Annotated in this window: 23 protein-coding genes and 2 pseudogenes; 12 read left to right on the forward strand and 13 right to left on the reverse strand. The window is 69.9% G+C overall.

Annotation, left to right across the window (positions count from 1 at the left end; all coding sequences use genetic code 11):
* Window positions 1–10 precede the first annotated feature (10 nt).
* Window positions 11–904 (reverse strand): alpha/beta hydrolase-fold protein, encoded by an 894-nt coding sequence (locus AC5Y4Z_RS08850; protein WP_499962689.1) that lies wholly within the window; start codon window positions 902–904, stop codon window positions 11–13.
* A 73-nt stretch (window positions 905–977) separates the two neighbouring features.
* Between AC5Y4Z_RS08850 and AC5Y4Z_RS08855 the strand changes: the two genes are divergently transcribed.
* The gene (locus AC5Y4Z_RS08855) at window positions 978–1595 is read left to right on the forward strand and encodes a TetR/AcrR family transcriptional regulator (protein WP_499962691.1); all 618 of its coding nucleotides are present in this window, start codon (window positions 978–980) and stop codon (window positions 1593–1595) included.
* On the opposite strand, the pseudogene AC5Y4Z_RS08860 reads toward AC5Y4Z_RS08855, so the two are convergent.
* Window positions 1552–2327: pseudogene (locus tag AC5Y4Z_RS08860) on the reverse strand (DUF429 domain-containing protein); the annotation flags it as partial. The gene AC5Y4Z_RS08855 and the pseudogene AC5Y4Z_RS08860 sit on opposite strands and share 44 nt — an antisense overlap.
* Window positions 2328–2431: 104 nt before the next feature.
* Between AC5Y4Z_RS08860 and purB the strand changes: the two are divergent.
* Genes purB through AC5Y4Z_RS08875 form a run of 3 tightly spaced genes read left to right on the forward strand, consistent with a single transcriptional unit; the run spans window position 2432 to window position 6107 of the window.
* Window positions 2432–3850, forward strand: a complete 1419-nt coding sequence (gene purB / locus AC5Y4Z_RS08865; protein ID WP_499962693.1) for an adenylosuccinate lyase — start codon at window positions 2432–2434, stop codon at window positions 3848–3850.
* Window positions 3847–5085: a cytochrome P450 gene (locus AC5Y4Z_RS08870; RefSeq protein ID WP_499962695.1), complete on the forward strand. Its 1239-nt coding sequence runs from the start codon at window positions 3847–3849 to the stop codon at window positions 5083–5085. Before purB ends, AC5Y4Z_RS08870 begins: the two co-directional genes overlap by 4 nt.
* On the forward strand, window positions 5082–6107 hold the full coding sequence (locus AC5Y4Z_RS08875; protein WP_499962697.1) for a tellurite resistance/C4-dicarboxylate transporter family protein: 1026 nt from the start codon (window positions 5082–5084) through the stop codon (window positions 6105–6107). Before AC5Y4Z_RS08870 ends, AC5Y4Z_RS08875 begins: the two co-directional genes overlap by 4 nt.
* Here AC5Y4Z_RS08875 and AC5Y4Z_RS08880 read toward each other — a convergent pair.
* Window positions 6072–6737 carry a hypothetical protein gene (locus tag AC5Y4Z_RS08880; protein WP_499962699.1) on the reverse strand — a complete coding sequence of 222 codons (666 nt, stop codon included), beginning with the start codon at window positions 6735–6737 and terminating at the stop codon, window positions 6072–6074. The two genes, AC5Y4Z_RS08875 and AC5Y4Z_RS08880, sit on opposite strands and share 36 nt — an antisense overlap.
* Window positions 6738–6803: 66 nt before the next feature.
* Here AC5Y4Z_RS08880 and AC5Y4Z_RS08885 point away from each other — a divergent pair, with 66 nt between their 5' ends.
* Together AC5Y4Z_RS08885 and AC5Y4Z_RS08890 are read left to right on the forward strand one after the other, a co-directional pair.
* Window positions 6804–7697, forward strand: a complete 894-nt coding sequence (locus AC5Y4Z_RS08885) for a phosphoribosylaminoimidazolesuccinocarboxamide synthase (RefSeq protein WP_499962701.1) — start codon at window positions 6804–6806, stop codon at window positions 7695–7697.
* Complete coding sequence (locus AC5Y4Z_RS08890) at window positions 7694–9856, forward strand: S9 family peptidase (protein ID WP_499962703.1); 2163 nt, start codon at window positions 7694–7696, stop codon at window positions 9854–9856. The genes AC5Y4Z_RS08885 and AC5Y4Z_RS08890 overlap by 4 nt, the downstream gene beginning before the upstream one ends.
* Here AC5Y4Z_RS08890 and AC5Y4Z_RS08895 read toward each other — a convergent pair.
* Entirely contained in the window at window positions 9785–10231 is a 447-nt protein-coding gene (locus tag AC5Y4Z_RS08895) for a DoxX family protein (RefSeq protein WP_499962705.1), read from the reverse strand. The genes AC5Y4Z_RS08890 and AC5Y4Z_RS08895 overlap by 72 nt on opposite strands.
* Before the next feature lie 93 nt (window positions 10232–10324).
* On the opposite strand from AC5Y4Z_RS08895, the gene AC5Y4Z_RS08900 reads away from it, so the two are divergent.
* Window positions 10325–10888, forward strand: a complete 564-nt coding sequence (locus tag AC5Y4Z_RS08900; RefSeq protein ID WP_499962707.1) for a TetR/AcrR family transcriptional regulator — start codon at window positions 10325–10327, stop codon at window positions 10886–10888.
* A gap of 5 nt (window positions 10889–10893) precedes the next feature.
* On the opposite strand, the gene AC5Y4Z_RS08905 is transcribed toward AC5Y4Z_RS08900, so the two are convergent.
* On the reverse strand, window positions 10894–12507 hold the full coding sequence (locus AC5Y4Z_RS08905; RefSeq protein ID WP_499962709.1) for a DHA2 family efflux MFS transporter permease subunit: 1614 nt from the start codon (window positions 12505–12507) through the stop codon (window positions 10894–10896).
* 92 nt (window positions 12508–12599) lie between these two features.
* Here AC5Y4Z_RS08905 and AC5Y4Z_RS08910 point away from each other — a divergent pair, with 92 nt between their 5' ends.
* On the forward strand, window positions 12600–13304 hold the full coding sequence (locus tag AC5Y4Z_RS08910; RefSeq protein ID WP_499962711.1) for a DUF2334 domain-containing protein: 705 nt from the start codon (window positions 12600–12602) through the stop codon (window positions 13302–13304).
* A 33-nt stretch (window positions 13305–13337) separates the two neighbouring features.
* Complete coding sequence (locus tag AC5Y4Z_RS08915; RefSeq protein ID WP_499962713.1) at window positions 13338–15005, forward strand: FAD-binding dehydrogenase; 1668 nt, start codon at window positions 13338–13340, stop codon at window positions 15003–15005.
* An 8-nt stretch (window positions 15006–15013) separates the two neighbouring features.
* Here AC5Y4Z_RS08915 and AC5Y4Z_RS08920 read toward each other — a convergent pair whose 3' ends face one another.
* The gene (locus AC5Y4Z_RS08920) at window positions 15014–15652 is read right to left on the reverse strand and encodes an MBL fold metallo-hydrolase (RefSeq protein ID WP_499962715.1); all 639 of its coding nucleotides are present in this window, start codon (window positions 15650–15652) and stop codon (window positions 15014–15016) included.
* Between AC5Y4Z_RS08920 and AC5Y4Z_RS08925 the strand changes: the two are divergent.
* From AC5Y4Z_RS08925 to purQ, 3 genes and pseudogenes are all read left to right on the forward strand, one after another.
* A pseudogene (locus tag AC5Y4Z_RS08925) lies at window positions 15629–16359 on the forward strand (ATPase). The gene AC5Y4Z_RS08920 and the pseudogene AC5Y4Z_RS08925 sit on opposite strands and share 24 nt — an antisense overlap.
* A gap of 52 nt (window positions 16360–16411) precedes the next feature.
* Window positions 16412–16651, forward strand: a complete 240-nt coding sequence (gene purS, locus AC5Y4Z_RS08930; RefSeq protein ID WP_499962717.1) for a phosphoribosylformylglycinamidine synthase subunit PurS — start codon at window positions 16412–16414, stop codon at window positions 16649–16651.
* Window positions 16648–17322, forward strand: a complete 675-nt coding sequence (gene purQ / locus AC5Y4Z_RS08935; RefSeq protein ID WP_499962719.1) for a phosphoribosylformylglycinamidine synthase subunit PurQ — start codon at window positions 16648–16650, stop codon at window positions 17320–17322. The genes purS and purQ overlap by 4 nt, the downstream gene beginning before the upstream one ends.
* 51 nt (window positions 17323–17373) lie before the next feature.
* On the opposite strand, the gene AC5Y4Z_RS08940 is transcribed toward purQ, so the two are convergent.
* The 7 genes from AC5Y4Z_RS08940 to AC5Y4Z_RS08970 form a co-directional block, all read right to left on the reverse strand.
* Window positions 17374–18186: a lysophospholipid acyltransferase family protein gene (locus tag AC5Y4Z_RS08940; RefSeq protein ID WP_499962721.1), complete on the reverse strand. Its 813-nt coding sequence runs from the start codon at window positions 18184–18186 to the stop codon at window positions 17374–17376.
* A gap of 137 nt (window positions 18187–18323) precedes the next feature.
* Window positions 18324–18803, reverse strand: a complete 480-nt coding sequence (locus tag AC5Y4Z_RS08945; protein WP_499962723.1) for a hypothetical protein — start codon at window positions 18801–18803, stop codon at window positions 18324–18326.
* Window positions 18804–18891: 88 nt separating this feature from the next.
* Complete coding sequence (locus tag AC5Y4Z_RS08950) at window positions 18892–19359, reverse strand: cupin domain-containing protein (RefSeq protein ID WP_499962725.1); 468 nt, start codon at window positions 19357–19359, stop codon at window positions 18892–18894.
* 10 nt (window positions 19360–19369) lie between these two features.
* On the reverse strand, window positions 19370–20059 hold the full coding sequence (locus AC5Y4Z_RS08955) for a haloacid dehalogenase type II (RefSeq protein ID WP_499962727.1): 690 nt from the start codon (window positions 20057–20059) through the stop codon (window positions 19370–19372).
* Entirely contained in the window at window positions 20059–20652 is a 594-nt protein-coding gene (locus AC5Y4Z_RS08960) for a TMEM175 family protein (RefSeq protein ID WP_499962730.1), read from the reverse strand. The genes AC5Y4Z_RS08955 and AC5Y4Z_RS08960 overlap by 1 nt, the downstream gene beginning before the upstream one ends.
* A gap of 2 nt (window positions 20653–20654) precedes the next feature.
* Window positions 20655–21089, reverse strand: coding sequence for a VOC family protein (locus AC5Y4Z_RS08965; RefSeq protein ID WP_499962732.1), 435 nt, complete (start codon window positions 21087–21089; stop codon window positions 20655–20657).
* A complete protein-coding gene (locus AC5Y4Z_RS08970; RefSeq protein ID WP_499962734.1) occupies window positions 21086–21967 on the reverse strand; it encodes a DUF427 domain-containing protein in 882 nt (293 codons plus the stop codon). The genes AC5Y4Z_RS08965 and AC5Y4Z_RS08970 overlap by 4 nt, the downstream gene beginning before the upstream one ends.
* Window positions 21968–21982 lie beyond the last annotated feature (15 nt).

The raw sequence follows: 21982 nt of genomic DNA on the forward strand, positions 1-21982 counted from the left end.
ACGCGCCCAATCAGGCCGTCAGCAGCGGCGCCATCCAGGTCAGCTCGGCCGGCAGTTGCGAGCTCCAGAACCCGCCGTTGTGCCCGCCGGGCGAGAACCCGCCCGCGGGCGGGTTGGGCAGTTGGGCGATGAACTGTTTCGTGGCCCCGTAGAACGGGTCGCTGTCCCCGCAATCCACCCGGATCGGGATCGACGCCAGGGCCGGCATCCCGAACACCGAGTTCGCCGCGAAGTCGTCGGGCCCGTCGAACGCGCCGGGCGCGGCGGCACCGGACGACAACCACAGCGCCGGGCTCACCGCGCAGATCGCCGCGGTGCGCGCGGGTCCCAGCCGGCCGCCGAGCAGCAGCGCGCCGTAGCCGCCCATCGACCAGCCCAAAAACGCCACCCGCGACGTGTCCAGGTCGTGGCCGCCCAGCATCGGGATCAGCTCGTCGAGCACCATGGCCCCGGCGTCCTCGCCGGAAGCCCGCTTGTGCCAATAGCTGCCGCCGCCGTCGACGGCGACCACCGCGAACGGCGGCAGCCCGGCGTCGACGGCCTGCGCCAGCCCCTGCTCGACGCCACCGGCCATCACGGTGGACGCGTCGCTGCCCTTGCCGTGCAGCGCGATCACCGGCCGCAGCGCCTTGGTCTGCCCCGGCGGACGGGCGATTGCCCAGTTGGTGCTGACGCCGCCGCGCGCCGCTGACACGAAGGAGCCGGTCACCATCGTCGGCGCGGGTTGGGCCGGAGCGGCCGGCGCCGGAGGCGCGCTGGGCGCGGGTGCCGCGGGCGGCGCGGCCTGTGACGTTCGGGGCTGCAGCAGGATGTCGAGGGCGTATGCGCCGGCGGCGCCGACGGCCGCGCCGGCACCCAGGCCGAGCAGGGCGCGGCGACTCAACTCGGGCATGCGGGCCATCATGCCATGTCGGTTCGGCGGGCCGTTTGGCCAAAATGGCAATGCAGTACCACTTTTGCTGGCACGATGGCTACTCGTGACTGCAGCAGTTACTCCGAAGGGAGAACGTCGGCGCTACGCGCTCGTGAGCGCCGCCGCCGAGCTGCTTGCCGAGGGCGGGTTCGAAGCGGTGCGGCACCGGGCCGTGGCCCGGCGGGCCGGCCTGCCGCTGGCGTCCACCACCTACTACTTCTCGTCCCTGGACGATCTGATCGCGCGCGCCGTCGAGCACATCGGCATGATCGAGATCGCGCAGCTGCGGTCGCGGGTCACCGCGCTGTCCCGGCGCCGCCGCGGACCCGAGACCACCGCCGAAATGCTGGCCGACCTGCTGGTGGGCGACCTGTCCGATCCCGCGCTGACCGAGCAGCTGATCTCCCGGTACGAGCGGCACATCGCCTGCACGCGGCTGCCCGCGCTGCGCGAGACGATGCGCCGCAGCCTGCGCCAGCGGGCCGAGGCCGTGGGCGAGGCACTCGAGCGTTCCGGCCGTTCCGTGCGGATCGAGCTGGTGTGCACACTGATCTGTGCGGTCGACGGGTCGGTCGTCTCCGCACTGGTCGAAGGCCGCGATCCCACCGCCGCCGCGCTAAGCACGGTGGTCGAGCTGGTCGACGTCCTCGCTCCCATCGACCCGCGGCCGGTGCAGATCTGAGCCGTTCGGCAGCGATGGCGTAACGATGTACCCCGTGGCGAAGTCGCCGTAGATCGTGACGTCGGCCGGCCGGCGCTGGGCGTACAACGCGACATAGGCGCAGACGACGGCGTCGACGGGATCCTCGGCGCGGCGCAGGTCGCATTTGCGTTGCGCGGTGGCCACCCGCCCGCGCAGCTCCGCCCAGCCCTCGTGGTTCGCGACGCGCAGCGGCACCGCGGCGTGGGCGAGCTTCTCGACGCCGTCCATCAGCAACAGCAGCTCCGACCGGAGCCGGGCGAGGTCGCGGCCGGGCTTGGCCTTGTATTTCAGGGTCCGCGCCAACCGAAACAGCACCACCGTCGCCGCATGCGGGTAGACCTCGATCGCGCGCCGCGCGGCCGGTAACCGTGCGTCCATGTCGAGCCGCAGTGCCCGGGCCAGCCGGGCCGCGCGCGGGCCGTCGGCGAACTCGGGTTTGGCGGTGTTGACCGGGTGCGCCCCGGCTTCGAACCGGCGGAAGTCGCGGTTGAGCGCGGCCTCGGCGGGCCGCTGGCCCGAGGGGTTCGTGACCACCAGCGGCGCGTCGAAGGCGACCAGGCAATCGCCCCGCACGTAGGGCGACAACGCGGCCAGCACCGCCGCGTCGTCGCGCACGGCGCCGAGGTGCACCAGGCGGCCGTCGGCGTCGAGCACCGCGACACCGGTCGGGTTGCGACCGGCCCAGGCCAGGTCCACTCCGGCGAAGTACACCGGCCACATTGTGCCGCGAGAGTGCAACTACCGGTGCCCCCACTCGGGCGATGCGTCGCCAGTCGCACTCTCGCGGTGCGGGATGGACCGTAAGCTGTGTCTTTGTGAGCATTCCGAACGTCCTGGCCAGCCGGTACGCCAGCGCGGAGATGGTCGCGATCTGGTCGCCCGAGGCCAAGGTCGTCGCGGAGCGGCGGCTGTGGCTGGCGGTGCTGCGGGCCCAGGCCGAGCTGGGAGTTGACGTTCCGCCCGGCGCGATCGACGACTACGAAAGGGTGCTGGACGACGTCGACCTGGCCTCCATCGCCGAGCGCGAACGGGCGCTGCGCCACGACGTCAAGGCGCGCATCGAGGAATTCAACGCGCTGGCCGGTCACGAGCATGTGCACAAGGGGATGACCAGCCGCGACCTGACCGAGAACGTGGAGCAGCTGCAGATCCGGCGGTCGCTGGAATTGGTGTTCTCCCACGGGGTCGCGGTGGTGGCGCGCCTCGCCGAGCGGGCCGTCACGTACCGGGATCTGGTGATGGCCGGGCGCAGCCACAACGTCGCCGCGCAGGCCACCACGCTGGGCAAGCGGTTCGCCTCGGCGGCGCAGGAGACCCTGATCGCCTTGACCCGGCTGGGGGAGTTGATCGACCGCTACCCCTTGCGCGGCATCAAGGGCCCGATGGGCACCGCGCAGGACATGCTCGACCTGCTGGACGGCCGGGCCGACAAGCTGGCCCAGCTCGAGGGCCGCGTCGCCGACTTCCTGGGCTTCGCAACGGTTTTGACCAGCGTGGGCCAGGTGTACCCGCGTTCGCTGGACCACGACGTGCTCTCGGCGCTGGTGCAGCTGGGCGCCGGGCCGTCGTCGCTGGCCCACACCATCCGGCTGATGGCCGGGCACGAGCTCGTCACCGAGGGGTTCGCGCCGGGGCAGGTCGGCTCGTCGGCGATGCCGCACAAGATGAACACCCGCAGCTGCGAACGGGTCAACGGGCTGCAGGTGGTGTTGCGCGGATACGCCGCCATGGCCGCCGAACTGGCCGGGGCGCAGTGGAACGAGGGCGACGTGTTCTGCTCCGTGGTGCGCCGGGTCGCCTTGCCGGACAGCTTCTTTGCCGTCGACGGGCAACTCGAGACGTTCCTGACGGTGCTCGACGAGTTCGGCGCCTACCCCGCGGTGATCGACCGCGAGCTGGATCGCTACCTGCCGTTCCTGGCCACCACCAAGGTGCTCATCGCCGCGGTGCGCGCCGGCATGGGCCGCGAGGCCGCGCACCAGGTGATCCGCGAACACGCGGTGGCGACGGCGCTGGCCATGCGGGAGCGCGGCGCCGAGCCCGACCTGCTGGAGCGCCTGGCCGCCGACGAGCGGCTGCCGCTGGACCGGGCGGCCCTGGAGGCCGCGCTGGCCGACAAGAGGGCGTTCACCGGCGCGGCAGCCGACCAGGTGGACGAGGTGGCCGCGCAGGTGGACGCGTTGGTGAGCCGCTACCCGGACGCGGCCAAATACACGCCGGGCGCGATCCTGTGACTCTCGCCGGCGCCCTGTCGGGGATCGACTTCACCGACCTGGACAACTTCGCCAACGGGTTCCCGCACGAGTTGTTCGCCGTCCATCGGCGCGAGGCGCCGGTGTACTGGCACGAGCCCACCGACAACACGCCCGACGGCGAGGGCTTCTGGTCGGTCGCCACGTACGCGGAAACGCTTGCGGTGCTGAAGGACCCGGCGACGTTCTCCTCGGTCACCGGCGGGCAGCGTCCGTTCGGCGGCACGCTGCTGCAGGACCTGGCCATCGCGGGCCAGGTGCTCAACATGATGGACGACCCGCGGCACTCGCAGATCCGGCGGCTGGTCAGCTCCGGGCTGACCCCGCGGATGATCGGCCTTGTCGAGGACGACCTGAGGGCGCGGGCGCGGCGGCTGCTGGACGCCGTGGTGCCGGGCGAACCGCTCGACTTTCTCGTCGAGATCGCCGCCGAACTGCCGATGCAGATGATCTGCATCCTGCTGGGAGTGCCGGAGTCCGAACGGCATTGGCTGTTCGAGGCGATCGAGCCCCAGTTCGACTTCGGCGGTTCGCGCAAGGCTTCCCTTTCGCAGCTGTCGGAGGCGGAGGCCGGGTCGCGGATGTACGACTACGGCCAGCAGCTGATCGCGTCCAAGCGCGCCGAGCCGACCGACGACATGCTGTCGGTCGTCGCCAACGCGATGCTCGACGACGCTGCGGCGCCGGCCATGTCCGACCTCGAGCTGTACCTGTTCTTCAGCCTGCTGTTCAGCGCCGGCGCGGAGACCACCCGCAACGCCGTCGCCGGGGGCCTGCTGGCGCTGGCCGAGCATCCGGACCAATTGCGCGCGCTGCGTTCGGATTTCGGCATGCTCCCGACGGCGGTCGAGGAGATGGTGCGCTGGACCTCGCCGTCGCCGTCGAAGCGGCGCACCGCCACCCGCGACGTCACGCTCGGCGGACAGCCGATCCGCGCGGGGCAGAAGGTCCAGATCTGGGAGGGCTCGGCCAACCGGGACGCCGACGTGTTCGACCGCGCCGACGAGTTCGACATCGCCCGAAAGCCCAACCCGCACTTGGGCTTCGGTCAGGGAGTGCACTACTGCCTGGGCGCCAACCTGGCCCGGCTGGAACTGCGGGTGCTGTTCGAGGAACTGCTGACGCGTTTTGCCGGGGTGCGGGTCGTGCGGCCGCCCGAGTGGACCCGCAGCAATCGGCACACCGGCATCCGGCACCTGGTCGTCGAACTGCAGTGAGAATCCGGCTCACTGACCTCGAGCCGTCACCCGATGTGTTCGCCGCGGTGATGGCGACCGGAATCCTGTCTATCAGCGCGCGCGATCACGGGTACCGCTGGATCAGCGACACGTTCGGCGTCGTGGCCACGTGCGGGCTGGTGGTCTTGGTCGTCCTGGTGATCGGTTGCGCGGCCGTCCGGCGCGGCAACGCCCTGTGGGACTTGAGCGACCCCGACGTGACGTTGCGGCTGTTCACCTTCGTCGCCGCGTGCGCGGTGCTCGACAGCCGGCTGGCCGCCCACCGCACCGTGCTGCGGGTCCTGGGCGCGGTGGCGCTGTCGTCGTGGGCGGTGTTGGTCGCGCTCGCCGCGCGGAACATGTCGCGCCACCCGTGGGCCGCGCTGCGCGACCGCGCGCACGGCGCGTGGGAACTGGGCAGCGTCGGGACGGCCGGGCTGTCGATCGTGGCCGCGGCGCTTGCGCGCCACGAACCCTGGGCGCTGTGGCTGGCCCTGCCCGTGTGGGTGGTGGCGCTGGGCATCTACGTCCTCATGACGTGGCTGATCCTGTGGCGTGCCGTCAAAGAGCGACAGGACCTCGACGGATTCGAGCCCGACACATGGATATTGATGGGCGGCTTGGCGATTGGGACCTTGGCGGGCGACATGATCCACGCCCTGGCTCCGGCCTGGCTGGCGGGCCCGGTGCGGGTGGCCACCGTGGTCACGTGGGTGGCCGCGACGCTGTGGATACCGCCGCTGATCTACTTCGGCCTGCACCGCATCAGCCGGCGGCCCGAGATGCTGCACTTCGCCGGCGGGTGGTGGGCCTTCGTCTTCCCGCTGGGCATGTATTCCGTCGCCTGCTACGCGTTGGCCGGCGAGCTCGGGCAGCGGTCACTGCGCACGGTTTCGCTGGTCTTCTTCTGGGACGCGTTGGCGGCGTGGCTGATCGTGGTCGTCGCGGGACTGCTCCGCGCGCTTGCAGCTGTGCGGGAAAATGGGTCAGCCCGTCCGCCTCGCGATGCCGGCCGACCGTAGTTCCAGCGCGGCCAGCGCGCGGATCGTCGCCGGATCCTCGCGGCGCCACCCGCCGACCGGGTCGGCGGAGACCGCGACCAGTTTGCGTGGCTGACGATTGGTCAACGCCCGCAGCGCGAGCAGCTGCTCGCCGGCCGGGGTGGCGGCCAGGCCGGTGACGGTCCATTTGCGCCGGAAGAACCGCAGGCGCAGCAACAGCCATGGGACCACCACGATCAGCAGCGGCACCGCGACGACGGCCACCGCCAGCAGCACCGCGAGCCAGCTGGCCGTGGTGTCGAGGTTGTGGCCGGCCGCCGCGATGTCGAGGGCGGCCTCGCTGGCCGAGCTGAGCGGCTTGCTCACCGCATCGCCCACCACCGGGATCTGCTGGGCGCCATGGCCCGCCGACGCCAGGTTGCCGGCGATCCCGTTGGCGCCGCTCTCGACCTGGCCGCCGGCCTCGGCGATGGTCGAGACGGCGTCGTATACGGCCGTGCCGACGAGCAGCCACAGCGCCGTCCACAAAAAGATGGCGAAATCGCTGAAGAGCTGGACCGCCAGCCGGCCGGGTGTCGTGGCGTAGGGCAGGATTCGCGATCGAGGCGGCTTCGACGATGGCGGCGGTGTCGGCGATATCGGCGATGTCATAGCCCCATACCAGCACAGCTCCCGGCGCCGCGTCGCCGTTGCGGCGCCGCCCGATAGGCTGACCCGATGCGCCCAGCACTGTCGGACTACGAACATCTGGCCAGCGGCAAGGTGCGCGAGATCCACCGCGTCGACGACGAGCATCTGCTGCTGGTGGCGACCGACCGGATCTCGGCCTACGACTACGTCCTGGACAGCACGATCCCGGACAAGGGCCGCATCCTGACCGCGATGAGCGTGTTCTTCTTCGGCCTCGTGGACGCGCCCAACCATCTGGCCGGGCCGCCGGACGACCCGCGCATCCCCGACGAGGTGCTCGGCCGCGCGCTGGTGGTGCGCCGCCTCGAGATGCTTCCGGTGGAATGCGTGGCCCGCGGGTACCTGACCGGCTCGGGCCTGCTGGACTACCAGGCGACCGGCACGGTCTGCGGCATCGCCCTGCCGCCGGGTTTGGTGGAGGCCAGCAAGTTCGCCACGCCGCTGTTCACCCCGGCGACGAAGGCGGCGCTGGGCGACCACGACGAGAACATCCCGTTCGCGCGGGTGATCGAGCTGGTGGGCGGGGTGCGCGCCAACCAGCTGCGTGACCGCACGCTGGAAATCTATGTGCAGGCCGCCGATCACGCCCTGACACGGGGAATCATCGTCGCCGACACCAAGTTTGAATTCGGCACCGACCGCGACGGCAACCTGCTGCTGGCCGACGAGATCTTCACCCCGGATTCGTCGCGGTACTGGCCGGCCGCGGACTACCGGCCCGGGGTGGTGCAGACCAGCTTCGACAAGCAGTTCGTCCGCAACTGGCTGACCGGCCCGGAGTCCGGCTGGGACCGGCACGGGTCGCAGCCCCCGCCGCCGCTTCCCGACGACATCGTCGACGCGACCCGCAGCCGTTACGTCGAGGCCTACGAACGCATCTCGGGCTTGCGGTTCGACGACTGGATCGGCCCGGGCGCATGACCGACGCTTCCCTCGTCCCCCCGGTCCCGCCCACCGCGAAGCGGGTGGGGACGCGGCGCGAACACCACGGTGACGTCTTCGTCGACCCGTACGAATGGTTGCGCGACAAGGCCGACCCCGAGGTCATCGGCTACCTGGAGGCCGAGAACGACTACGTCGACGCGATGACGGCCCACCTGGAACCGTTGCGGCAGCAGATCTTCGACGAGATCAAGTCGCGCACCAAGGAGACCGACCTGTCGGTGCCCACCCGGCAGGGCGACTGGTGGTACTACGCCCGCACCTTCGAGGGCAAGCAGTATCGCGTCCAGTGCCGTTGCCCGGTCGGCGATCCCGGCGACTGGGACCCGCCCGTCCTCGACGAGAACACCGAAATCCCGGGCGAACAGGTTCTGCTCGACTCCAACGCCGAAGCCGAAGGGCACGAATTCTTCGCGCTGGGCGCGGCGATGGTCAGCCTGGACGGCAACCTGCTGGCCTATTCCGTCGACACCGTCGGCGACGAGCGCTATACCCTGCGGTTCAGGGACCTCCGTACCGGCAAGCAGTACCCGGACGAGATCGCCGACATCGCGGCGGGAGCGACCTGGGCGGCCGACAACCGCACCGTGTACTACCTGACCCTGGACGCGGCCCATCGCCCCGACCAGGTGTGGCGGTACCGGCTGGGCTCCGATGAGCCGTCGGAGCTGGTGTATCACGAAGCCGACGAACGGTTTTGGCTGGGCGTCGGCCTGACCCGCAGCGAGAAGTACGTGTTCATCGCCGCGGCCTCCTCGATCACCACCGAGATCCGCTACGCCGACTCCGCCGACCCGCGGGCCGCGTTCACCGTGGTGCTGCCGCGGCGCGAGGGTGTGGAGTATTCGGTGGAGCACGCGGTGGTCGGCGGACAGGACCGGTTCCTGATCCTGCACAACGACGGCGCGGTGAACTTCACACTCACCGAGGCCCCCGTCGGCGACCCGACACAACAGCGCACGCTGATCGCGCACCGCGACGACGTCCGGCTCGACGGGGTGGACGCGTTCGCCGGTCACCTGGTGGTGAGCTACCGGCGCGCGGCGTTGCCCCGAATCCAGCTGTGGCCCATCGACTCCGGCGGCGGCTACGGCGAACCCGCGGAGATCTCGTTCGACTCCGAGCTGATGTCGTCGGGGCTGGGCGGCAACCCGAACTGGGATTCGCCCAAGCTGCGGATCAGGGCGGGCTCGCTGATCACGCCGGCGCAAGTCTTCGACGTCGACTTCGCCACCGGCGAACGCACCCTGCTGCGCGAGCAGCCCGTCCTGGGCGACTACCGGCCCGCGGACTACGTCGAACGGCGCGACTGGGCGGTGGCGGACGACGGCACCCGCATCCCGGTGTCGATCGTGCACCGCGCCGATGTCGAGCTTCCGGCGCCGACGCTGCTCTACGGCTACGGCGCCTACGAAATCTGCACCGACCCAAGCTTTTCCATCGCCCGGCTGTCGCTGCTGGACCGCGGCATGGTGTTCGTGATCGCCCACGTCCGCGGCGGCGGGGAGATGGGCCGCCTGTGGTACGAGCACGGCAAGCTACTGGAGAAGAAGAACACCTTCACCGACTTCGTCGACACGGCAAGGCATCTGGTGGGCTCCGGGATCACCCGGCCGCAACAGCTGGTCGCCCTCGGCGGCAGCGCGGGGGGCCTGTTGGTGGGCGCGGCGGTCAATCTGGCGCCGGAGCTGTTCGCCGGTGTCCTCGCGCAGGTCCCGTTCGTCGACCCCCTGACCACCATCCTCGATCCCTCCCTGCCGCTGACCGTCACCGAGTGGGACGAATGGGGAAACCCGTTGAGCGACAGCGATGTCTACTCCTACATGAAGTCGTATTCGCCGTACGAGAACGTCGGGGCCAAGCGGTATCCGGCCATCCTGGCGATGACGTCGCTGAACGACACCCGGGTGTACTACGTGGAGCCGGCCAAGTGGGTCGCGGCGCTGCGGCACGCCAACACCGACGGCAACCCGATCCTGTTGAAGACCCAGATGAACGCGGGGCACGGGGGCGTCAGCGGCCGCTACAAGGCCTGGCAGGAAACGGCTTTCCAGTACGCCTGGCTGCTAGCCGCCGCCGACCGCGACCGCTACGGCGGCGGCCAGGAAGACGGCCTCGATCGCCGTCCGCAGGGGTAGGCGCGTCGTCATCGACTCGGGCGGGTCGGGCATCCGGGCGGCGTAGACGTTGGCCGGGAACATGGCCAGCATCAGCAGCAGCAGGCAGACGGCGGCCGCCACGCGGGTCGCGGGAACCAACAGGCCGACGGCCCCGAGCAGCTCCAGCAGGCCGGTGATGGTGACCAGGTAGCCGGGGGCGGGCAACCGGGGCGGCACGATGGCGATCAGGTCGCGGCGCAGGGCCGGCGCGAAGTGCGCAAGCCCCGTCACCAGGAACATCGCCGCCAGCCCGACGGCGATCGCCGCGATCCAGCTGTTGACGTAGCCGACGCCCAGCCAGCCGATGCACCGGGCGGCGATGGTGCCCACCAGCAGTGTGATCAACGGAGCCATCGCACCCATCCCATCTAGACACTGGCAAGTTACTAGTGCCCCAACGTAGGCCCTTATCTAGTCACTGTCAAGTTCTATCGGTATGCTGGCTTCGTGAATCGCGCCCGCTACCACCACGGCGACCTGCGCGCGGTCATCCTCGCCGAGGCCGCGCACCTGGTCGCCGAGCGTGGCGCGGACGGCGTCTCGTTGCGCGAGCTGGCCCGCGCCGCGGGCGTCTCGCATGCCGCGCCGGCCCACCACTTCACCGATCGGCGGGGGCTGTTCACCGCGCTGGCCACCCAGGGTTTCCGGTTGCTGGCCGAGGCGCTGACCGAGGCGCGCGGCAACTTCGCCGACGCGGCCCCAGCGTACGTGCGGTTCGCGCTCGCGCATCCCGGCCACTACCGGGTGATGTTCGACAAGTCGCTGCTCGACACCGCTGACGCCGAGTTGGCCGCCGCCGAGTCCGCGGCCGGCGCCGAACTCGCCCGCGGGGTGGCGACCCTGCGGGACCCCCACGCACAGGCCGACCCCGCGGCCGCCCAGCTGGCGGCATGGTCACTGGTGCACGGATTTTCGACGCTGTGGCTCAACGACGCGGTCAACGCCGAGGTGCGGCGGCTCGATCCGATGGACACCGTGGGGCGGATCGCCACCATGCTGTTCGAGGGCTGAGCGGGCTATTCGTGAGCCGTCTGACTTGCCGGCTGCTTCGGGAGAAACATTGCCGGCACGATCGTGAGCGCCACCAAAGCCACCCCGATCGCGAATACCGTTGTGTACGCGTGGGATAGGTCGTGCAGCAGGCCACCCGGGAAGCCGGGGGCCAGGGTCCGCGCGGGGATCGCCGATGCGTCGACCGGCACCCCGGTTGCGGCCGCTTTCTGCTGCAGCGCCGCGAGTTTGTTTGCCGCGGCGATGTTCTCGCTCCGGTTGAACTGATTGGTGAGGACCATCGACATCAGCGCTGTCCCCATCGAGCCGCCCACCTGGTGGCTGACGCTCATCAGCGTCGTGCCCCGGGCGATCTGGTGCGGGGCCAGCGCCTGCACCGAGGCCACCGAGAGCGGCATCATGGTGCAGCCCATGCCCAGGCCCATGATCGCCAGCCCGGTCAGCAGCGTCGGCAGGTAGTCCGCCTGCCTGGCCACGCCAAAGGCGAAGGCGCCCAGGCCGGCGATGATCAGCGCGATGCCGACCAGCACGAACTTGCCCGGGCCCTGCCGGTCCACCAGCGGACCCGTCAGCCGCATGGTCAGCATCGCGCCCAGGCCCTGCGGGATCATGTGCAGGCCGGCCTGCATCGGCGTCTGGTGCAGCACCTGCTGGAAATAGCTCGGCAGCAGCAGGCCGGCGCCGAAAAAGGCGGTGGCGAACAGCAGCATCGTCACGTTGGCCTGGGTGATCACCTTGTTCTGGAACAGCCGCAGATCGATCAGGGGGTGATCGGCGCGCCGCCGTGCGTGCACGACGAACGCGGCGATCAGCGCCAGGCCGATGGCCGCCGGTATCAAGACGCGGCGATCGGCCACGGTCCCGCAGCGCGGCACCGACGACACCGCGAACAGGAACGTCGCCAGCCCGGGCGACAGCAGCAGCCCGCCGACGACATCGAAGGTCTCCGAGCGCGCGGCGTGGTCCCGCGGGAACACGACCGCCGCCAAAATCAGTGTGAGAAGGCCGATCGGCAGGTTGATCAGGAAGATCCACCGCCAGCTGGACGTGTCGATGAGCCAGCCGCCCAGGATCGGCCCGCCGATCGGGGCGAGCAGCATGGGGATGCTCAGGATCGACATCAGCCGGCCGAGCCGGCCCGGGCCCGCCTCGCGGGTCATGATCATGAATCCGAGCGGCATCAACATGCCGCCACCGATGCCCTGCACGAATCGAAACGCGATGAGCTGCACGATCGTTGACGCCACCGCGCACAGCAGTGAGCCCAGCGCGAAGGCCACCACCGACCCCATGAAGAGCCGCTTGGTGCCGAACCGGTCGGCGGCCCAACCCGTCAGCGGGATCACCGCCGCCAACGCCAGGGTGTAGCCGGTCATCGTCCAGCCGACGACCGCCTGGGTCGACCCGAATTGGTTGATGAAGGTGCGTTGCGCGACGGCGACGACGGTGACGTCCAGGATCGCCATCACGGTGGCCAGCAGGCACACGCCGGAGATCCGCAGCAACCGGGCATCGAGCTTGTCGGGATAGACGTGGGCGCCCGGCTGCCCGGCGGGGGCGGTGGGCGGCGGGAGGTGGGCCGCTGTGAATCGGGCCTCGTCCATGGCGTTCCTTAGCATATCGAACCGATCGTCTCGCCCGGTGGCCGATATACGCCTGCTATCCGCGTGTCCTTCACCCTCTCGACACCTGAAATCGTCAAACTGCGGGTGTGTCTGGAAAATTGATCGTCTCGGTCTCGGGGATCGGCGCCCGCACCCTGGGCGACGTGGAGGCGTTCTGCGCGCAGATGGACGCCCGCGACGTCCCGGTGTCGTTCCTGGTCGCCCCCCGGCTGCGGGGTGACTACCGGCTCGACCGCGACCCGCACACGGTCGAGTGGCTGACCGCGCGGCGGGCGGGTGGGGACGCCATCGTGCTGCACGGCTACGACGACCCCGCGACGAAGACGCGCCGCGGCGAGTTCGCCGTCCTGCGCGCCCACGAGGCCAACCTGCGGCTGATGGGGGCCGACCGTGTGCTCGAACACCTCGGGCTGCGCACCCGGCTGTTCGCGGCCCCGGGTTGGGTGGTCTCGCCGGGTGTTGTCAAGGCGTTGCCGCAGAACGGTTTTCGGCTGCTCGCCGAGCTGCATGGGGTCACCGACCTGGTCCGCGACACCACCGAGCGCTCCCGGGTGCTGGGCGTCGGCGAGGGCCTCCTGACCGAGCCGTGGTGGTGCCGCATGGTGGTGCTGTCCGCGGAGCGGATCGCGCGCCGCGGCGGCCTGGTGCGGATCGCGGTGGCCGGCCACCAATTGCGCAAGCCGGGCCCGTTGCAGGCGATACTCGACGCCGTCGACCTGGCCCTGATGCACGGCTGCTCGCCGACGGTGTACCAGTGGCGGTCGCCGAGGGCAATCCCCCACGCGGCCTGAGCGCCGCAGCGGGGCGCACTACCCTGTTCGGGCATGAGCGATTCTTCGGCCGCGGGGTTCGCCGCTGACGCGATCATCGTCGGCGCCGGGCTGTCGGGCCTGGTGGCCGCCTGCGAACTGGTCGAGCGCGGCCTGCGGGTGCTGATCCTCGACCAGGAGAACCGCGCCAATCTCGGCGGTCAGGCCTTCTGGTCGTTCGGTGGCCTGTTCTTCGTCGACAGCCCGGAGCAGCGCCGCCTGGGTATCCGGGACAGCCACGAACTCGCCCTGCAGGACTGGCTGGGCACCGCGGCCTTCGACCGGCCCGAGGATTACTGGCCACGCCAATGGGCCCACGCCTACGTGGATTTCGCGGCCGGGGACAAACGCGCCTGGCTGCGCGAGCGGGGGCTCAAGATCTTTCCGTTGGTGGGCTGGGCCGAGCGCGGCGGCTACGGCGCACAGGGGCACGGCAACTCGGTGCCGCGGTTTCACATCACGTGGGGAACCGGGCCCGCGCTGGTGGACATCTTCGCGCGCCGGCTGCGGGACCGCTCGACGGTGCGCTTCGCGCACCGCCACCAGGTCGACGAGTTGATCGTCGAGGAGGATGCGGTGACCGGCGTCCGGGGCACCGTGCTGGAGCCCTCGACGGCGGCGCGCGGCGTGGCGTCGTCGCGAACTGCGGTGGGGCAGTTCGAGTTCCGCGCCCCCGCGGTGCTGGTGACCAGCGGCGGCATCGGCGGCAACCACGACCTGGTGCGAAAGAACTGGCCGAAACGCATGGGCCGCGTCCCCGAACAACTGCTCAGCGGCGTGCCCGCGCACGTCGACGGCAGGATGATCGACATCTCCCAGCGGGCCGGCGCGCGCGTGATCAACCCCGACCGGATGTGGCACTACACCGAGGGCATCACCAACTACGACCCGGTCTGGCCGCTGCACGGCATCCGCATCATCCCGGGTCCGTCGTCGCTGTGGCTGGACGCCTCCGGCAAGCGGTTGCCGGTCCCGCTGTACCCCGGGTTCGACACCCTCGGCACTCTGGAGTACATCACCCAATCCGGGTACGACTACACCTGGTTTGTGCTGAACGCCAAAATTATCGAGAAGGAGTTCGCGCTGTCGGGTCAGGAGCAGAATCCCGACCTGACCGGGCAGAGCGTCCGCGAGCTGCTGCGCAACCGGGCCAGCTCCGGACCGCCGGCGCCGGTGCAGGCCTTCATCGACCGGGGCGTGGACTTCGTCAGCGCGGACTCGTTGCGGGAGTTGGTGACCGCGATGAACAAGCTGCCCGACGTCCTGCCGCTGGACTACGCCACGGTCGAGGCCGAGGTCACCGCCCGCGATCGCGAGGTGGCCAACAAGTTCAGCAAGGACGGCCAGATCACCGCGATCCGCGCCGCCCGCACCTATCTCGGCGACCGGCTGGGCCGGGTGGTGGCGCCGCACCGGCTGACCGACCCGAAGGCCGGGCCGATGATCGCGGTCAAGCTGCACATCCTGACCCGAAAGACGTTGGGCGGCATCGAGACCGACCTCGCCGGCCGCGTCCTCACGGCCGACGGGACCCCGCTGACCGGGCTGTACGCCGCCGGCGAGGCGGCCGGATTCGGCGGCGGCGGCGTGCACGGCTACCGCGCGCTGGAGGGCACGTTCCTCGGTGGCTGCATCTTCTCCGGGCGCGCCGCCGGCCGCGGCGCCGCCGACGACATCACCTAGGCCGAAACTCAGAAGGTGACGGCGTTTTCCTCGGGGAGCACCTGGAAATCGGCGCTGGTCATCTCGGTGAGCCGGCCGTAGTAGATGCCCCGCGCATCGGGCGCGATGATGCCCTGGTGGATGGGTACCGCGCGGGCGGGCGCCACCGCGCGCAGGTAGTCGACGGCCTCGGCGATGCTCATCCACGGGGCCGCCGCCGGCGTGGCCAACACGTCCACCGGCTCGTCGGGCACGAAGAGCGCGTCGCCGGGGTGCATCAGTCGCGCCGGGTGGCCGCCGTCGCCGACCAAATACGAAATGTTCTCTATCACAGGGATTTCCGGGTGGATGACGGCGTGCCGGCCCCCGACGGCCCGGACGGTCAGCTCGCCGACCTGCAGCTCGTCGCCGACGTGCACCGCCCGGCACGGGTCGCCCAGCTGTGCGGTGGTTTGCGGATCCGCGTAGAGGGCCGCTTCCGGGTTGGCCTCCAGCAGCGACGGCAGCCGCCCCACGTCGACGTGGTCGGGGTGCTGGTGGGTCACAAGGATGGCGGACAGGCCGGTGATCCCCTCGAAACCGTGGGCGAAGGAACCGGGATCAAAAAGCACACGCGTGTTGTCGAACTCGGCGAGAAGGCAGGAGTGGCCGAAATGCGTCAATTGCATGTCTACGATTGTGCCTTGAAGGGGTGATGCCGATGCGGGTGATCCTGGCGACGATGCTGGTTGTCGGCGGCCTCGCCGTGTCACTCGTCGTCGTGGCGCCCGCACCCGCCGACCCCGAGACCTGCCCGGCCGTGTGCGACCAGATCCCGAACTCCGCGTGGATCCGGTCGCGCGCGGTGCCGCTGGACCCGGTCTACGCGTGGCCCGCGCTCGCCGGTTCGGCCGTCGCGCTGACGGGCACCGGGACGCCGCGGTTCCGGTTCGAGGACCTGTGCGCCACGCCGGCGGCGCCGCAGGACGCCCGCGACTCGGCCGTGGCGGCGCGCGCGACGATCACTCACCCGGACGGCCAGTGGCAGTTGCAGGCCCAGATCCTGCACTGGCGCGGTGACACCGCCCGCGGCGGCGCGGCCGCCGCCTCGGTGTTCGCCGCCGCCGTCGCCGCGCTGCGGGCCTGCCAGCAGCGGGCCCCGGCGCAGTCGCCGTCGATCACCAGCGACGAACCCAACCGGATGGCCGCGGTGATCAGCGGCCCGGTCGTCGCGCACACCTACCTGGTGGCCCACACCGCGAGCAGCACCATCAGCGAACTCACCCTGTGGTCCTCGGCGCCGCCGCAGGTGTCCTGGCCGTCGATGGCGGACGACCCGGTGCTGAACGCCATGACCGCCCCGCTGTGTGACGCCTACATCGCCTCGTGCCCGTGACCCGCGCGCGCCGGTAGAGTGAGCGCCGAAACACAGCTGAGGAGGAGCGCCGGTGAGCCGGGTCGTCGTTCATGTGATGCCCAAAGCGGAGATTCTCGACCCGCAGGGCCAGGCCATCGTCGGCGCGCTGGGTCGGCTGGGCCACCCGGGGATCTCAGATGTCAGGCAGGGCAAGAGGTTTGAGTTGGAGGTCGACGACACGATCGATGACTCCACGCTCGCCGAGATAGCCGAATCGCTGTTGGCCAACACCGTGATCGAGGACTGGACGATAACCAGGGAGGCGCAGTGACGGCGCGCATCGGCGTGATCACCTTCCCCGGCACGCTGGACGACGTGGACGCCGCGCGTGCGGCGCGGTTCGTCGGCGCCGAGGCGGTCGCGCTGTGGCATGCCGACGCCGACCTCAAGGGTGTCGACGCCGTGGTGGTGCCCGGCGGCTTTTCCTACGGCGACTACCTGCGCGCGGGTGCGATCGCCAGGTTCGCCCCGGTGATGGCCGAGGTGGTCGGCGCCGCGCGGCGCGGCATGCCGGTGTTGGGGATTTGCAACGGTTTTCAGGTGATCTGCGAGGCCGGGTTGCTGCCCGGCGCCCTGACCCGCAACGCGGGTTTGCACTTCGTCTGCCGCGACGTGTGGCTGCGGGTGGCCTCGACCTCGACGGCCTGGACGTCGCGCTTCGAGGACGACGCGCAGCTGCTGGTCCCGCTGAAGTCCGGCGAGGGCCGCTACGTCGCCCCCGACAACGTGCTCGACGAGCTCGAGGGCGAGGGTCGGGTGGTGTTCCGCTACCACGACAACCCCAACGGCTCGCAGCGCGACATCGCGGGCATCAGCTCGGCCAACGGCCGCGTCGTCGGGCTCATGCCGCATCCCGAGCACGCCATCGAGGCGCTGACGGGTCCCTCCGACGACGGCCTGGGCCTGTTCTATTCGGCGCTGGACGCCGTGCTGGCCGCGTGAGCGGGAACCCCTGCCGCGCTGCGGAATCGTGCGGGCATTGCGGTCTGCAGGTCAGCCCAGAACGGGCAGCCGGCGCTGGCCGGCCAGCCGCTTGAGCGCGGCGCTCATCACCGCGCGCACGTGGGCGTCGACCTGGTCGACATCGGCATTTTCACCGAAGCGGGCGGCGACGTCGATCGGCTCGAGCACCTCGGTGACAATCTTGGCCGGCAGCGGCAGGTTTGGGGGAAAAATCACGCTCAGGCCGAACGGGAAGCCGAAGCTGATCGGCAAGATGTCCATCCGGGCCCTGGTGAGCCCAAGCTTGCGGGCCAGCCAGTTGCCGCGGGTCAAGAACAGCTGGGTCTCCTGGGCGCCGATCGACACGGTCGGCACGATCGGGACCCCGGCCTCGATGGCGGTCCTGACGTAGCCGGTGCGGCCGTTGAAGTCGACGGTGTTGGCGCCCAGGGTGGGCCGGTAGGAGTCGTAGTCGCCGCCCGGGAAGACCAGCACCACGGCGCCCGAATGCAAAGCGGCGGCGGCGTTTTCGCGGCTGGCCTCGATGACCCCGAGGCGCCGCAGCCAGCCGTTCAGCGGGCCCAGGAACAGGCCGTAGTGGCCCAGCGTGTAGACGGGCCGGCCGTAGCCGAACTTGCGGTAGAAGGCCGGCGAGAAGATCAGTACATCCGGGGTCAGCATGCCGCCCGAGTGGTTGGACACCACGAGCGCTCCGCCGGCTGGGGGGACGTTCTCGATGTTTCGCACCTCGGCGCGATACCACCGCCTGACGGCCGGCCCGAGGGCTTCGGCAACCTTTTGGGTGAAGGCCGGATCCCATTTGGCCGTCTCGTGGTTGTCGCCCGCTGCACGTGTTCTTGGCATTTGTTATTCATTGCCGATGTGGCGCCGATCTCAAACCTCGGCACCCTTGACCTGCACAACCCACGTGTCGCCGAGCGTGCAGCCATTGCGAGATTTCGCCGATTTTTTCGCAACAGCTGCACGCTCGGTGAGCTCGCTCAGCCGGCGTCACACACCAACGGGGCCGTCGAGGGCGCATCGACGATCTCGGCGGCCGGGTCCAGCTCGCCGAAGAGCTCGATCGCGCCCGCGATGACGGCGTCGACGAAGGACGCGAAACCCTCGAAGTGCTTGAGGTTTCCCCGGATCCATTGCGATCGGCGCGCCACCACGCCGATGCGCTGGGGATCGGAGGAGCCGTGCACGATCGCGATGACCTCGCGGTCCTGCCGGTTCCACGCGTCGGCGAAGTGCATCAGCCAGGGGCGGGCGGTGGCGGGAAAGAAACACGCGGGGGCCACCCGGACCATCAACACGTCACCGTGCGTCGGGCAGACCTCGAGGTGGACGTGCAGGCGCCGCGGCCGGGTGTTGGCGACGTAGAAGAATTCGCCGTCGTGCCGGCCCCGGAAATACCGGCTGCCCCGGGTGCGCAGGTAGCGTTCGACCAGGTTCGCGCAGAGCGGCTCACTCGTCATGCCGTCGATCGTGGCCCCGGCGGCTTTGCGGATCCTTGGAGCCGAGCTAGCCGGGAGCAAAGAACTTGTTGAGAATTGGCTGAGCGATCTACGGGGCGTCGTGCAGCGGATACAGCGCCGGCAGGTTGACCACGATCGCCTCCTGGGTGCTGCGCGCGATCACCACCTCCGCCGCGTGTCTCGGGTCGGGGTTTTCCTCGCGGTGCGGCAGGTACGGCGGGATGAAGACGTAATCGCCGGGCTCGGTCGAGATGCGCACCTCGCCGGTGCCGTCGTGGAAGACGAACTCCGGGTGGCCGCTTCGCACGTAGATCGCGGTCTCCGATTCGCCGTGGTGATGGTTCGACGACGCGGTCGCCGGCAACGCGTGCGTCTCGCCCATCCACAGCTTCTCCGCGCCCACCGACGTGCCGGTGAGCGCGGCGAAGCGCCGCAGCCCCTCCGACTGCGCGGTGTCCGAACTGATGTCCGCCGCCTTGACGTGATGCACCCGGCTGCGCGCGACTTCCGTTGCGGTCTCGTCGAAGTCGGGGTGAAATCCGTCCGAGGTTGCCATGATGCTCCCGTCAGTCGTTCCTGCTGGCGATGAGGCGCTCGGCCAGGTCGCGCAGGTCGCTCACCACGATGTCTGGCTGCGGCAGGCCGTCGACCGGCAGCGGCGGGTTGCCCGGCCGGGTGATGAGGGCCGAGCTGAACCCGACGTGCTGCGCGCCGAGGGTGTCCCAGGCGTGCGCGGCCACCATCATGCACTCGGCGGGCGTGACCTCGAGCGTCTCGCACACGTATCGGTACACCGACGGCGCCGGCTTGAAGGCGCGGCGGGCATCGACGCTCAACTGTTGTTCGAAAAAGCCGGCCAGGCCCGAATTCTGCAGCGCGGTCGGCCCGCTCGGGTTGGGTGGTGAGTTCGTCAGGGTGACCAGGCGAAAGCCGTTGTCGCGCAGGGCGGCGAGTCCGTCGGCGGCGTCCGGGTGTGCCGGCATCGTGAGCAGGCCGGTCGTCAGGCGCTCCAGGTCGTCGTCGGTGACATCGACACGGTAGACGTCACCGAGCATGCGCAGCACACCCCGGCCGAGCGTGGGAAAGTCCACGTAGCTTCCCACCAGGGTGATGGTCATCGAGTACATCACGAGTTGCGCGAACCATTCCCGCAGCACCCGCTCGTCGCCGAAGCGCTCGCCGAAAAGCGGTGCCAGCGACTCGATGTCGAGCAGCGTATCGTTCACGTCGAAGACGAGGACCGACGGCGTCACCATCAGGGCGCCGCATTCTTGGCTGCGGGGATGCCCGGCCGCAGGTACCAGATCAGGCACAGGCAGATCAGCACCATCGCCACCGCGGGCCACCACAGGGCGACGACCGCCGCCGACACGAACACGGCGATCGTGATGAACGACCTCATCCGCATCAACCTGCGCATGCGCTGCGACACATCCTCGTTGGCGGGCCGGTCGACGACCTCGAAACACAGCGCGAGATAGGTGATATTGACCAGGACGAACACGGATGCATACAAGGCCACGGGCGCGCCGGCCAGCCTGCTGTCGGCGATCCACTCGGTCGTGATCGGGATCAGTGACACCGAGAAGAGATGGGCGAAATTCGACCACACCAGCCGCGGCGTCGTCTCGTCGGCGAAGCTGAGCAAGTGGTGATGGTTGACCCAGACGATCGCGATGAACAGGTAACTGACCACATAGCTCAGACCCGTTGGCCACAGCGGGAACAGGGCGGCGAAGGTGTGGGCCGTCGGCGGCTTGAGCTCCAGGACCAGGATCGTGATGAGTACGGCGAACACACCGTCGGAGAACGCCCCCACCCGGTCCGGACTGATTTTCCGCGCCGCCACCCCTACCCCCCGCCGCCGGCCTTGCGTTCCTGTAGCACCCACGCGTTGCCGTCGGGATCGCGGAAATCGGCGAAGCTCGCGTAATCGGCGCGGTCCGGCGCGGGGCCCGGGAGGAAGCCGCCGCGCCAGCCGCCGTCGGTGTCCTTGTGCCGGATGGCGCTGACGTCCACGCCGCGGCCGGTCAGCTCCGCGCGGCAGGCTTCGATGTCGTCGACCACCAGATAAAGACCCCGCACCGAGCCCGGCGGCGCGTCGGTCAATCCGACGCCGAACTGGATAGAGCTCGCCGACCCCTGGGGGGTGAGCTGGACGACCCGAAAGTCGGCGGTGGGCGCGTAGTCGACGTCGAGGTCGAAACCGACCTGGTCACGGTAGAAACGCAGCGACCGATCGGGATCGGAGACGGGCAGGATGACGACCTCCAGCAGCGCCTTCATCGTGCGCTCCCGGTGGGGGTTTTCCGCAGCACCTCGTCGGTGTCGAGTCCTCGGTCGACGCCGTGGGGCAGGACGGTCTGGCCGGGTTCGAGGTGCAGCTGTTCGCCGTCGAGGTAGACGTCGATCTTGTCGGGTTCGAACGACACCAGATTGGTGACGCGCGCTACCTCGGGCCATGCGTTGATGTAGGACCAGGCGGCGCGCTTGCGGCCGTCGATGTCGTAGTAGGAGCATATCCCCTTGTACGGGCAAAAGGTCTGAAGCTCAATGAGTTTGAGGCAGCTCTCGTCGATGTCCTCGCGCGGCACGTACCAGCGGGGCGCAAAGCCCGATTCGTAGAGCGCCAATGGGTGTTTCGTGTCGGCGACGACCCGTTCGCCGTCTTTGACGACCAGATGCCGTGAGGTGGAGCGGATGTCGATGCGGTGGTAGGCGTCGGCGGCGTGCCCGACGATGCGTTCGTTTTCCTCGTAGAACGCGTCCATGGAGCGCCAGGCGAACGCCAGCCGCCCGTCGAGGATCGCGGCGTGGGGCGGCGGCGCGGTGTGCTGCCATGCGGCGTGATTGGCTTCTCGCGCGGCGACTTTGACGGTGAACCACGCGGTGTCGCCGAGGTCCTGGTGCTGGGTCACCCGGTCCTCGGCGGTCAGGATTCCCGCCTCGACATCGCGGAGGGGGAAGTAGGCGACCGGGTAGCGGCCCGGTTCGTGCAACAGGACGACGTCCTCGCTGTCGGCGATCCATCGGTCCGCGAAGTGCACCCGCATCCGACGCCGCAGCGGTTCGGCGTAGAGCAATCGCGGCGGCATCGGCTGCTCGGTGAGGAAGTGCCCCACCGATCCGGTCGCCAGTGGGCCCTGCTGCCACGCCAGCCCCATCGTCTTGTCCTCTCG

The organism is Mycobacterium sp. NGS63 (genome assembly GCF_059812295.1).

Bases quoted from the DNA above. Each gene is read 5' to 3' on its own strand.
- AC5Y4Z_RS08850 (WP_499962689.1), bottom strand. From the start codon at position 904: ATGATGGCCCGCATGCCCGAGTTGAGTCGCCGCGCCCTGCTCGGCCTG.
- AC5Y4Z_RS08880 (WP_499962699.1), bottom strand. From the start codon at position 6,737: ATGACATCGCCGATATCGCCGACACCGCCGCCATCGTCGAAGCCGCCT.
- AC5Y4Z_RS08885 (WP_499962701.1), top strand. From the start codon at position 6,804: ATGCGCCCAGCACTGTCGGACTACGAACATCTGGCCAGCGGCAAGGTG.
- AC5Y4Z_RS08890 (WP_499962703.1), top strand. From the start codon at position 7,694: ATGACCGACGCTTCCCTCGTCCCCCCGGTCCCGCCCACCGCGAAGCGG.
- AC5Y4Z_RS08895 (WP_499962705.1), bottom strand. From the start codon at position 10,231: ATGGCTCCGTTGATCACACTGCTGGTGGGCACCATCGCCGCCCGGTGC.
- AC5Y4Z_RS08905 (WP_499962709.1), bottom strand. From the start codon at position 12,507: ATGCTAAGGAACGCCATGGACGAGGCCCGATTCACAGCGGCCCACCTC.
- AC5Y4Z_RS08915 (WP_499962713.1), top strand. From the start codon at position 13,338: ATGAGCGATTCTTCGGCCGCGGGGTTCGCCGCTGACGCGATCATCGTC.
- AC5Y4Z_RS08920 (WP_499962715.1), bottom strand. From the start codon at position 15,652: ATGCAATTGACGCATTTCGGCCACTCCTGCCTTCTCGCCGAGTTCGAC.
- AC5Y4Z_RS08940 (WP_499962721.1), bottom strand. From the start codon at position 18,186: ATGCCAAGAACACGTGCAGCGGGCGACAACCACGAGACGGCCAAATGG.
- AC5Y4Z_RS08945 (WP_499962723.1), bottom strand. From the start codon at position 18,803: ATGACGAGTGAGCCGCTCTGCGCGAACCTGGTCGAACGCTACCTGCGC.
- AC5Y4Z_RS08950 (WP_499962725.1), bottom strand. From the start codon at position 19,359: ATGGCAACCTCGGACGGATTTCACCCCGACTTCGACGAGACCGCAACG.
- AC5Y4Z_RS08955 (WP_499962727.1), bottom strand. From the start codon at position 20,059: ATGGTGACGCCGTCGGTCCTCGTCTTCGACGTGAACGATACGCTGCTC.
- AC5Y4Z_RS08965 (WP_499962732.1), bottom strand. From the start codon at position 21,089: ATGAAGGCGCTGCTGGAGGTCGTCATCCTGCCCGTCTCCGATCCCGAT.
- AC5Y4Z_RS08970 (WP_499962734.1), bottom strand. From the start codon at position 21,967: ATGGGGCTGGCGTGGCAGCAGGGCCCACTGGCGACCGGATCGGTGGGG.